The sequence below is a fragment of the Pseudomonas sp. HK3 genome (genome assembly GCF_052920985.1).
Genome location: NZ_JBREXD010000001.1, coordinates 665,826 through 677,867, shown reverse-complemented (window position 1 = coordinate 677,867; position 12,042 = coordinate 665,826). Strand labels below are relative to the sequence as shown.

Here is a 12,042-nt window from a genome sequence, read left to right as displayed (position 1 = left end):
CTTGTACTCCAAGGTTGTAGTAACAGGGACTGGTTGCTTATCTGATTTTGCACAAACAAGTTCTGAGCTATTAAATAATTTAGCTCAGGGTAAGTTTGTTAATCTGCAGCCTGTTTTTGAAAACAAGATGCTCAAATCTCTATTTGGATTTGAGCATGATGTAAAATATGCGCCATTAGAAAATGCGCGTAAAGAGTTATCAAAAAAATATAAAAGCATTGAAAATGAAAAAGTAGCTGCGCTGGTTAATGTGACAGAGCAGGTATTAGCAGATGCAAAATTAGATGCTGAAATACTTGCACAAAAAAGTACGCGAGTATTTTGGGGTTCATCTGGCAATCACCCTGATTTAATTTCATTTATTCGAGAGCTGCATAGTAATGCAGCTGTTGATTTATTATTGAATAAAAAAATCACTGACTTACATGCTGATAGTTTTAGGAACGATACTCTAACGCAGCCTTATGCTGAGTACTTTAAATTACCAAACCCTATTTTAACGGTTTCGTCGGCATGTTCGTCTGCTTTGAACGCAATGATCCCAGCTATTGCAATGCTGCAAAGCGGTGAAATAGACCGTGCTTTAGTGTTGTCGTGGCAAGAGGTTTCAAAGTTCGATATTTTGTTTATGTCGGGTCTTAATATCATGGCAAAGCAAGCCTCTTTACCGTTTTCAAAAGACAGTGATGGCTTAATGCCAGCATATGGTGTTGCAGGAATATTGCTAGAACGTTTAGATGATACTCATCAAAGTCAGACACCGAATTTTGCAATTAAAGCCATGAGTTCTAAACGGGCTTTATCAGGTTCTGCCCACTCTGCTAGCTTAGATGTTTCATTTCGTTCAATTTCTCAGACAATGCAAGATGCTCTAGATAAAGCAGGGGTACTGGCAGAAGATGTGGATTTAATTTATCCACATGGCAATGGTATTACTGCCAGTGACCAATCTGAAGCTTCAGCTTTATCTCAATTATTTTCTTCTCATAAAGCGAAGATCGTAAGTTACACCGAACAAACAGGCTATATGCTATCTGCATCGGGTGGTTTTGATCTTATTTTAGCCAATGATGCATTTAAAAATAATCGTATTATTCCTATGCGCTCGAAGGGGAATTTAGATTTAACGCTAGACATGAATTTTGTATTTGAAGAATGCCAAGCAGATATTCAATACCTTTTGAAAAACAGTATTGGTATCGATGGCTCAATAGTAAGTTGTCTATTGGAAAGAGTTGATCATGCTTAATTATCCAATTTCCATTAGTGGCAGTGGCCTAGTTAAAGGCTTGCGCAAGCGCCTTTTTGTGCCTAGGTTAAATAATAAATATGAACAGTCCTTATATGAAAAAGTTGAAAAAACTGCTGGTATTCAATATTGGAATGTCAATCAATTTGATAAAGAGTCACAAGGTGGCCATCTAGATGCTGTGAGTCTAGCGTTTGAGTGCGCTATGAAAGATGCAGGCCTGTATCGAAAAATAAATAAAAAGATAAGCCAAAGAATAGGGATTATTTATTTTAATATGTATGGCCCTACGTCATTCATGAATAAAGAGTTTCAAGTTAAAGAAATGTATCAGTCAGATGTGTTTCCTGCCTTTTTACTTAATAATCATAATATTACCGGTTATAGCGTACGCCTAAGAGGCGAGCGAAATGGTTTCTTTCAAGCGCTCGAGTTAGCACGTACGTTAATTCAATCTGGTGAGTTAGACATTGTTGTCGTTGGCGGTGTATTTCAATCTTATAGCTATCTTTATCTAACTGAGATGCAGTCGTTATTAAAATGGCAAATCAGTAATAAAATAAAAATTAAGAAATCATCAGATGAATATACCATCAATGAATCAGCTGGTTTTTTGGTGGTTGAAGCAAGTGATGCGGATGAAAAGCGTCAGCCAAAATTAAAGTTAAATATAAATAGCTTAAATTCATACAGCGCATTAAAAACAGATAATGTATTCGAGCTGCCGAGCTTAAATAGCGCAGTAGAAGAAAATATTAATATTGAAAGATGTTACCTTGGTTTGAATGGTCGAGATGAGATTGCTCAATTAGAAAGTATGTTATTGAAAGACCTTTACCCTGAGGCTAGCCAAATTAACGCTTATAAAGAATGGGGAGATTTTGTCAATATTAACGCAATTAAGGTCTTACATGAACATATTCATAGTGAAATAAGCCATGACAGTTTACTTCATAGCATTGATCGAGATGGCAGTGCATGGAATTTAACCTTTACAAATAATCATAAAAATAGGATATAAAAATGGAATTATCACAAGGGCAACTGCCAAATAATATTAAAGGTAAAACGGCTATTGTTACAGGTGGCTCTCGCGGTATTGGCGCTGCGATTGTGAAAGAGCTGATTGAAGATGGTTGTAATGTCATTATTAATCACCGCCGTAATGTGGGTAAAGGTGCCGCTCAAGTTAAACAACTAATCGAATATGCTGAAGAAAAAGGCGTTTATGCTTGTAGCGTACTCGGTGATTTATCTGTGCGCCGTGACGTAGAAAAAATGTTTAAAGGCTTACAAAGTGATTTTCAACAAGTTGACTACTTAATTTTAAATGCAGGACAAACACCGTTTAAAGAATTCCAAGATTTCAATAAAGAAGATTGGAAAATATTACTCGATACGAACCTAGTGGGTAACGTGGGTTGTGTGCAGGGTGTTATCCCGATGATGAAAGAAGGCGGCAGTATTGTCTTTATTACGAGCACGGGTAGTCGTCGTGTTATGCCTCATTATCCTATGGGGGTTATGAAAGCCGCACTTGAGCACTTGGTACGTTATTTAGATTACGAACTACATAATAAAGGTATTCGTGTAAATGGTGTGTGTGGTGGTTTGGTGAAAACCGATACGTTTGAGCAGCTAGAGCAAGTTTGGCCTGGCTTTATGCACATGCTTGAAATTCGTAAACGTGATTTTGTATTGGACCCATCAGAGATCGCGAGTGTTGTTAGTTTCTTATGCTCCGATAAATCACGCGCCATTCAAGGTAGCGTTATTCTTGCTGATCGCGGTATTACTTTGGAGTAAGGCTTGATATGAAAACTCAACGCAAGCGAATCGTAATTACTGGTGTTGGAATTTGTTCTGCCATTGGTCAAAATAAACAAGCTTTTACCCAAGGCTTGTTTGATTGTAAAAGTGCCATTGCTAGCAGTGACGAATTCAATCGTTTTTTTGAAAACTGTTATGCAGCACACATTAAAGAGCCTATTAAGTATCCTGAACTGGATACTGAATTAGTCTCACAATTAGATAAGGTTGCGTTGTGGGGCTATAAAGTAGGTCTTGAAGCATTGCAAGACGCCAAGCTAGCGGGTTCAAACAGTTTGCAGACCATGTCTGCGATGATTGCCGTAAGTGGTGCAGCGACAGAGCCCTTGATGCCCGTGATTACAGACGACGCGGTGCCGATGGATATGCTCGCTAATACGGGTCACTATGGTGCGGCTGCGCCCATTATTACTAACTTACTGGGATTAGGTGGTGGTTATGATGTGGTTGCAACCGCATGCACTGCCAGTACCAATGCATTGGGATTAGGTTTTGATGCCATTCAAAATAACAAAACCGAGCAAGTATTAATTGTTGGCAGCGAGCCGCTTTATCTGCCAACTTTTTCTGGGTTTAAAATATTAGATGCCATGGCTGATGGTCCTTGTAGTCCATTCTCAGCAGAGCCTGGTATGTCAGTTGGTGAAGGCGCAGGTGCATTAGTACTTGAAAGCTATGAGTCTGCTAGGGCACGTGGCGCGCACATATACGCTGAAATACTTGGTTACGCTACATCATGCGATGCTTACCATGAAACCTCACCTGAACCTCGCGGTGAAGGTGCCACCATGGTGATGTCGCTGGCGCTTGATCATGCCGGTATCAGTGCTAAGAAAATTGAATACATTAATGTGCATGGTACTGGTACATCAGCCAATGATCGCGCAGAAACTGCCGCGGTTAATAAAGTATTTGGTCAAAAACGGGTTCCCGTTAGCTCTACTAAATCGTACTTTGGTCATAACATCAGCGCCGCTGGTGTCATGGAAATGGTTGCGTGTTTAGTAACGTTACCAGAGAAAAAAATATTACCCACATTAAATTTCTCGACACCTCGTGAGTATGTTGATTTAAATGTTGTTGCGAATGATTTTATTGATCAAGACGTCAACGTGTTTATGAAAAACAATTACGCATTTGGTGGTAATAACTGCAGTGTGATTGGTTCCATGAAAGTTGCGAGCCAATCCGTTTCAAGTTACAACAAAAAACAAGTGGTGATTACAGGTGTGGGGCAAATCAGTTCGCTTGGAATTGGTTTCGATGCCTTCAAGCAGGGGCTTGCTGAATCAGTTGATAAATCCAGCGAAATACATTGCCAATTGCAGCACAACGATAACGAATCACCGTTTCATTGGTTGACGCAAAGCGAGAGTGTACTGTGTGAAATGCGAAGTAATCTTCCAGCGAACGATCTAGGTGAGCTTAGCTTTCGCGTTCATAAGGTTGCCCCGTTTAATGCGCGCAAAATTTTGCGCAGTGTTGATACTCGTAAGTTGCACCCTATCTCCTTGTATACAATGGCCGCACTGGAAGCAACATTAACCAGTGCAGACTTAAAAATTGGCAAACAAAATAAAGATGAATTTGGCATGGTGTTAGGCCTATCTAAAGGCCCGCAAACGGCCATGGATAATTTCTTCTCAAGTATGAAGCCAGAGCCAAGTAATGTGCGTACCTCTGAATTTCCAAAAGCACTTTATAATAGTGTATCTTCAGGCTGCGCAACGATAAAAGGCATGCGAGGTTACAACACGACCTTAGCAACGGGGCACAACGCCTCATTGGGTGCACTGATTCAAGGTTATGAGGTTGTGCGACAAAACATGCAACCTTATATGCTTGCAGGTGGTTCTGACGAACAAGCCCTTGGTTTTTCGCTTGTGATGAATGCGGTCCGTAATGATGCTGCGGTTAATTACCAATCTGATGCTCTCTCATTCAAACCTTACGATGAATCATCTTCTGGTTATGTTATGGGTGAAGGCGCAGCGCTTGTCTTGCTAGAAGCAAAAGATGCGGCTTTGAGTCGTGACGCTCATATTTATGCACAAGTAGCGGGTTATGGTCGTGCAAATGCCAGTGATCAGTTTAACGTAAATGGTCAAACACGCTCACAAGCGTTAGCAAGCGCAATTGAAGCGGCATTAAAAGAGTCCCAGTTAAGCCCGAATCAGTTAGATATGATATGCGGAACCAGTCTTGGCTTTAAAGAAGCTGATATTTCTGAATTAAATGGTGTGAAAATGGGATTAGGCGATGCTGTGAGTAGCATCCCTTATACCAATTTTAATTCATACTTTGGTTTTGCCGAGTCAGCCAGTGGTGCTTTGAACTTACAAGGCGTGATTGTAGCGATGGAAGATAATATTATTTACCCTATCAAAAACAGCCAGCATGCATTACTAGATGATTTTGATTTAGTCATGAAAGCCCCTCGTGAAAAAATAGTCAACCATGCACTTGTTGTTGGTATGAATGAAGGGGGTAATTGTTACGCTGTTATTTTATCTAAACCTTAGCGTTATTAGTAAAGCTGGCTGTTAAGCCAGCTTTACGTCATCTTTTTCAATTTAATATTATTTTCTATTTATAACCTGTTCTATTCTACTTTTTGTAATCCTTAAATAACCCCAATACTGAGAATCATAAAACATGCTTGCTCGCAATTGATGCTACTTGTATTTAAGTCGTGCACTATTTTTACTATTTATCGTGCTTTTAATGGAAATAGTGGTCACATTTGGTGCTTTGAAATATTTTAGGCCATATGTTGGGGCTAAATAAATTCAATTGACATGATTTTATTTGAATTTATTAATGCAATTTTTCATACTTAATCACGCTTTGCACAATCTAAGAGCGAGAAAAATCAATCAGGCACTGAAATTGCTTATGGTATGAATATTTTAAGATATTCAAAAAGGAATTAAGTTTTGATTCGCTTCTCTTTATTGCTCGCTGTACTGTTTAGTCCGCTATTTACATTCAATGTTTTCTGCGCACCAGAGTTCATTCAACCACAACCATTGGCGGATCGAATCGACACGACTGTTGGCCCAGTGAAAGAAACAACCCCGATGCGCATTCCTATGATTACTTGGGGTGGCGACATGGTGAGCATTTTAGCCAATGGAATGAGTACTCGTACTCAGCCTGGCAGCCCTATGGCAAAAGCCGGGTTAGATTATGAATTTGTCTTACAAGATAACTTTGATAAACAACTGCAAGACTACCTGTCTGGTGCGTCACCCTATCTACGGTGCACCATAGGTATGTGTAATCAAGCGTTGGATTTAATTACGCAAGACCCTAGAACAAAGCCAGTGGTTATTTATCAACTAACATGGTCAATGGGTGGTGATACGCTAGTTGCTAAAAATAATATTATGCGTGTAGATCAATTGAAAGGTAAAACCATTGCTATACAAGCGTATGGCCCTCATGTTGATTTTATGACCACATTATTAACCCAAGCTGGGTTGAAAATGAGTGATGTCAATTTAAAGTGGATGGCGGATTTAACATTATCGCCTAACTCACCGGCTGAAGCATTAAAGCTTGATGATATTGACGCCTCTTTTATGATTATCTCTGATGCATACGGTTTAACATCAGGGCGTCGAGTCGGGACAGGGAAAAATGGCTCTATTGGGGGGGCCAGGATGATTATTTCAACCATGTATGCTCGACGTATTATTGCAGATGTGTATGTGGTTAGATCGGATTATTTCGAAAAAAATAAAGCAGAAGTAAAAGCCTTTGTTCAGACCTTGATGAGTGCATCAAAAACACTACAGAACCTAATGACGGATCTAAGCAGCGCCAAAAAAGCAGAACTTCAAGAAGTGTCAGCTGATATTTTGTTGGGTGACAAAACGGCACAACTGGATATAGAAAATTTATACTACGACGCTCAATTTGTTGATAAACAGGGCAATATCGACTTTTTTAATAATCCGGTATTTCCTTATCGCTTAGATATGTTAAATGAACAAGTTCAAGATGCATTCAATGCAATTGGACTGATAAAAACCAAATCAAAAATGAAATCCGCGCAATGGGATTATAATTCGTTCTCTGAATAAGTAAAAAGTGTTAATAATAAATAGCACCATGCATTTTTTATTAACACTTATAATGTTTGAATAAGGTTTTTTTATAGAATTTTTATGATACCTTTTATTTCGTTAATGCCTACGTAATACATCACTCTCTCCTTTATATGTTTATTTTTCGTTTGTCTATACCATTTTTAGTGTCATTTTCTAGCGTGCTTATATAAATAAATTATTTATTATTTATTTTTTTTTGAAAAAAAGGATCTCAATTCATATCCCTTTTGTTTGCCGTATTTAACCCCCCTAAACGAGTGTTTTATTTTGATGGGCCTCCCTTTTCTTTATCTAAAAGAATGCGAATAACTATTTTGTGACAATAGCGAGTCAGTAGTGGTACTACTGCGACATGCCTTTTTGTCACATTGGCCTACACTTTGATGGTAATAGTCTTGTGAGTGCTTGAGTCAATACCGCTTGAATAATTCAATTTATAGGTCGTAAGTGCTTGTTTTTAAAGAACTAGTGGGAGATAGGCCGATGATAAGAATAATCGTTTTCTTTGCCTTTATAGGTCTAGCGACCGGTGTTTGGTCGGCCCCTATTAAAATTATTACCAATAACTGGTCTAGCCAGATAGTACTCAGTCATGTCATTGGGGAGCTATTTAAAAAGCAAGGTTATGAAGTGGCATACCTTGAAAGCTCTATTGTCGAGCAATGGGGGGCTTTGAGTCATGGTGTTGCGCATGTGCAGGTAGAAGTATGGGAGGGCACAATGGCCACTGAATTTGATCGATTAGTCGCCGCAGGGCGGGTTGTCGATATGGGGTTGCATGACGCAAAAACACGGGAAGATTGGTGGTACCCAGACTATGTAGAGGCCGCATGCCCTGGTTTACCCGATTGGAAAGCATTGAGAAAATGTTCGTCATATTTTTCACAGGGTGATTCAAAAAAAGGGGTTTATTTGTCTGGTCCATGGGAGAAACCAGATGAGGCGCGTATCAGAGCATTACAAATTGATTTTGAAGTGAAAATGTTAGAGTCCGGTGATCAGCTTAATAAAGCATTAAAAGCAGCGGTTAAAACCAAACAGCCTATTCTTTTATTTAACTGGACCCCCAATTGGGTCGATTCAAGAATTAAAGGTAAATTTATTGAATTTCCAAGCTATAAGCCTGAATGTGAAACGAATCCAAACTGGGGCATCAATAAAAAGTTCTTGTATGATTGCGGTAATCCAAAAGGAGGCTGGTTGAAAAAAGCCACATGGTCAGGCTTTGCTAAAAACTGGTCTTGTGCCGACACATTGCTGCGCGCCTTCTCATTAAATAACCAGCAAATAGCAAGTGCTGCCGCATTCGTCGATATTGATGGTCTTTCATATAAGGCCGCAGCAAATAAATGGTTAACGCAGTATAAAAAAGTCTGGCAAGGTTGGGTTGATGAAAGCTGTAACCGCTAAGCGTTCAATTTCAACCCAGCTTATGCGTTGGGTGTTTGGCGTGTATTGTTTAATTGCGGTCGCTGTGACTGTGTTTCATATGGTAAAGGAATACAGTCATACTCAAAAGGAAATCATAAAAGAGCTGAGTCGATATGAGGTAGTCTTTGGGAAGATATTAGCACGCTCTATTTGGGATTTAGATCGTGACAGAATAAATGAAAACTTGAATGTATTATTTAATATGCCAATTATTGTCGGCATAAAGATTATAAAACCAAATGAACATGATATCTTTTTAGCTAAAGGTATCGTTAGTGATAAAGGTGAGATTAGAAATTTTCTGTTAGATAAAAATGAAGCCAATCATGACGTTCTTGAATTGCTGGCTTATGAATTTCCTCTCTATTATACATTCTCCGGCACTAAGGTTAAATTAGCGAATGTTACGTTATACAGTGACTCGAATGTGGTTTTATCTCGGGTGCAACTAGGCTATTTATTTTTGCTGGTTAATGCAGTTATTAAAAGTTTAGCGTTATTTTTAATTTTTTACTTTTTTGCAAAATATATAATTCTTAATCCACTTAAATTATTAACAAAAAAAATACATGATATTAATTTTGATAATTTGGATGTTTATGATCCGTATTATTTAGAGTCAAAAATACCCAATGAATTAGATGAGCTTAATTCAAGCTTTAATGCATTGGTTAAAGAATTAAATTTTTCAAAAGATGAAATACTATTAGTAAAAGACGATCTAGAAAAAGAAGTGTTAGAAAGAACATCGGACTTACAAACAGCTCTTGATGTTAAGACACGTTTTTTAGCGACAATTAGTCATGAAATTCGTACGCCCATGAATGGTATAATTGGGATGCTTAATCTTCTTAATAAGAATAATGAGGGTGATAAAAATATAAGGTATATAAAATTAGCACAAGAAAGTGCAGATACATTGCTTTCACTTGTTAATGATATTTTAGATTTTAGTAAAATTGAGGCCGGTAAACTTAATATAGAATCTCGCCCATTTGATGTTGATTACTTAATCCATGCTATATATGAAAACTACAAATACCAAGTTCAAAATAAACCCATAGAATTGATTTTAGAATCTTCAGATATAGATAGTACATGGATTCGAGGCGACGCTATTCGATTAAAACAAATCATGAGTAACTTATTAAGTAATGCCATTAAGTTTACTGAAGTAGGGTCTGTGACGTTAAAGGTTAAACTGAATAAAAAAAGTGAAGGTAAAACAGAATTAATGATAAGCGTAAAGGACACAGGTATAGGGATTAAAGAAGGTGGGATCGCTAATTTATTTAATGATTTTACCCAAGCAGACTCATCGACCACTCGACGTTTCGGTGGTACCGGACTTGGGTTGGCTATTGTGAATCAAATTGTTGAGTTAATGGGCGGATCAATTCAGGTAAACAGTGCGCTAGGCCAAGGTAGTGAGTTTGCGGTTGTATTACCGATTAAATTAGCCAAGAAAAAAGCTAAAAAAGTAAAGCCCATTGCTGTGGTTAGCGACTCCCATAAAGGTCGAATCCTGTTAGTTGAGGACAACCTCATAAACCAAGAAGTTGCAAAAGAGTTATTATCAGATTTTGGTTTGGATATTGTCATAGCGGAAAACGGCAATGAGGCGATTGATCAATTGCGCAATCAGGTCTTTGACTTGGTATTTATGGATTGCCAAATGCCCATCATGGACGGCTATGCTGCCACGCTCGCGATTAGGGACGGCGCTGCAGATCACGGCAATAATATGAACCGAAAGATTCCGATTGTAGCCATGACCGCAAACGCGATTGATGGTGATAAAGAGAAATGCCTTGCTTGTGGTATGAACGAATACCTTAGTAAGCCAATCGAACATGTAGAATTAAGCCGTATTTTATCGACTTTCTTGACCATTGAGCAGCCTCCCGAACCCACCCAGTAATCTATTAAATGTGTCGATTTGCATGAATCAGCACTACAGTCAGGAGCGCTTCTGTTAAAATGGCGCCATAATTTCTGGTCTCTTAAAGTATAGGTGTTACGTGAGCCAAGTAAGTTTCTCCCAATTAAGCTTAAACCCCGACCTGCTGCAAAACCTTAATGATATGGGTTATACCAGCATGACGCCGATTCAAGAGCAAAGTTTACCGGGGGTTTTAGCAGGTAAAGATGTGATAGCACAAGGTAAAACTGGCTCTGGTAAAACCGCTGCATTTGCGTTGGGTTTGCTTAACCAATTAGATGTGAAGCGCTTTTATGTGCAAAGCCTAGTGTTATGCCCCACCCGAGAGTTGGCTGATCAAGTGGCCAAGGAAATCCGTAAATTGGCACGTGCTATTCACAATATTAAGGTTTTAACCTTATGTGGTGGTATGCCATTCGGCCCTCAAATCGGCTCACTAGAGCATGGTTGTCATATTGTTGTTGGCACTCCGGGGCGAATTGAAGAGCACCTTCGTAAAGGGACATTGAAGCTTGATCGCCTATCCACATTTGTGTTGGATGAAGCGGATCGCATGCTTGAAATGGGCTTCCAAGATGCGCTAGATGCCATTATGGATCACACTCCAGATGATCGTCAGACGTTGTTATTCAGCGCAACGTTTCCAGAGGGGATTCAAAAAATTGCGCAACGCGTCATGACAGACCCTGTTATGGTGAAAGTAGAAGGCGGTCATGATAATGCCAACATTAAGCAGTTCTTTTATAAAGTAAAAGATAATCATCAGCGACTAGCCGCTGTGAAATTGTTATTACTCAAACACCAGCCTGAAAGCTCAGTGGTGTTCTGTAGTACCAAGCGCGAAACTCAAGAGTTGTGTGACGAGCTGGCGATTGTTGGGTTTGCTGCCGTTGCTCTGCATGGTGACTTGGAGCAAAGAGACCGAGATCAAACCTTGGTTCGTTTTGCTAACAAAAGTGCTTCTGTTTTGGTGGCCACCGATGTGGCCGCGCGTGGTTTGGATGTTGAAGATCTGGATTGCGTTATTAACTACCAAATTGCCCGTGACCCAGAAGTGCATGTTCACCGCATTGGTCGTACCGGCCGTGCGGGGAGTACAGGTAAAGCGTTTACATTGCATGTCGATGGTGAAAGTTACAAGATGGCCGTTCTTGCAGAGTACTTAGGTATTCAAATTGAAAATGATATTTTGCCGCCGTTTAACTTATTAGACAAAGCGCCTTTTAAGTCGAAAATGGTAACCTTACAAATTGATGGCGGTAAAAAACAAAAAGTACGCCCGAGTGATATTGTGGGTGCATTAACCAGTGATAATGGTATTGATTTTAGTCAAATTGGTAAAATTGATATGTCTGATAACTGGTCGTTTGTGGCGGTTGCGCGTGATGCTGCGAAGCCTGCACTTAAAAAAATCAGTGAAGGCAAGCTAAAAGGCCGCTCATTTCGCGTACGTCGTTTACGTGGTTAAGTGACCA

General features: G+C 39.3%; 8 protein-coding genes. All 8 read left to right on the top strand.

Features of this window, described 5'->3' with window-relative positions; genetic code table 11:
• Nucleotide 1 precedes the first annotated feature (1 nt).
• The 8 genes from ACU6U9_RS03235 to dbpA all read left to right on the top strand — a co-directional run bounded on the left by ACU6U9_RS03235 (nt 2) and on the right by dbpA (nt 12,035).
• Nucleotides 2-1,249, top strand: coding sequence for a beta-ketoacyl synthase N-terminal-like domain-containing protein (locus ACU6U9_RS03235; protein ID WP_446733650.1), 1,248 nt, complete (start codon nt 2-4; stop codon nt 1,247-1,249).
• Nucleotides 1,242-2,270 (top strand): hypothetical protein, encoded by a 1,029-nt coding sequence (locus ACU6U9_RS03230; RefSeq protein WP_446733649.1) that lies wholly within the window; start codon nt 1,242-1,244, stop codon nt 2,268-2,270. Before ACU6U9_RS03235 ends, ACU6U9_RS03230 begins: the two co-directional genes overlap by 8 nt.
• A gap of 2 nt (nt 2,271-2,272) precedes the next feature.
• Nucleotides 2,273-3,055, top strand: a complete 783-nt coding sequence (locus ACU6U9_RS03225; protein WP_446733648.1) for an SDR family oxidoreductase — start codon at nt 2,273-2,275, stop codon at nt 3,053-3,055.
• Nucleotides 3,056-3,063: 8 nt separating this feature from the next.
• The gene (locus ACU6U9_RS03220; protein WP_446733647.1) at nt 3,064-5,601 is read left to right on the top strand and encodes a beta-ketoacyl synthase N-terminal-like domain-containing protein; all 2,538 of its coding nucleotides are present in this window, start codon (nt 3,064-3,066) and stop codon (nt 5,599-5,601) included.
• A 414-nt stretch (nt 5,602-6,015) separates the two neighbouring features.
• Nucleotides 6,016-7,167, top strand: a complete 1,152-nt coding sequence (locus tag ACU6U9_RS03215; protein ID WP_446733646.1) for an ABC transporter substrate-binding protein — start codon at nt 6,016-6,018, stop codon at nt 7,165-7,167.
• Between the two features lie 510 nt (nt 7,168-7,677).
• Nucleotides 7,678-8,604, top strand: coding sequence for an ABC transporter substrate-binding protein (locus ACU6U9_RS03210; protein WP_446733645.1), 927 nt, complete (start codon nt 7,678-7,680; stop codon nt 8,602-8,604).
• Nucleotides 8,585-10,546 (top strand): ATP-binding protein, encoded by a 1,962-nt coding sequence (locus ACU6U9_RS03205; RefSeq protein WP_446733644.1) that lies wholly within the window; start codon nt 8,585-8,587, stop codon nt 10,544-10,546. Before ACU6U9_RS03210 ends, ACU6U9_RS03205 begins: the two co-directional genes overlap by 20 nt.
• Before the next feature lie 100 nt (nt 10,547-10,646).
• Nucleotides 10,647-12,035: an ATP-dependent RNA helicase DbpA gene (gene dbpA / locus ACU6U9_RS03200; protein ID WP_446733643.1), complete on the top strand. Its 1,389-nt coding sequence runs from the start codon at nt 10,647-10,649 to the stop codon at nt 12,033-12,035.
• Nucleotides 12,036-12,042: the final 7 nt, after the last annotated feature.

Excerpts from the sequence above, each read along its gene's own strand:
- ACU6U9_RS03230 (WP_446733649.1), top strand. The coding sequence starts at position 1,242 with ATGCTTAATTATCCAATTTCCATTAGTGGCAGTGGCCTAGTTAAAGGC.
- ACU6U9_RS03225 (WP_446733648.1), top strand. The coding sequence starts at position 2,273 with ATGGAATTATCACAAGGGCAACTGCCAAATAATATTAAAGGTAAAACG.
- ACU6U9_RS03220 (WP_446733647.1), top strand. The coding sequence starts at position 3,064 with ATGAAAACTCAACGCAAGCGAATCGTAATTACTGGTGTTGGAATTTGT.
- ACU6U9_RS03210 (WP_446733645.1), top strand. The coding sequence starts at position 7,678 with ATGATAAGAATAATCGTTTTCTTTGCCTTTATAGGTCTAGCGACCGGT.
- ACU6U9_RS03205 (WP_446733644.1), top strand. The coding sequence starts at position 8,585 with ATGAAAGCTGTAACCGCTAAGCGTTCAATTTCAACCCAGCTTATGCGT.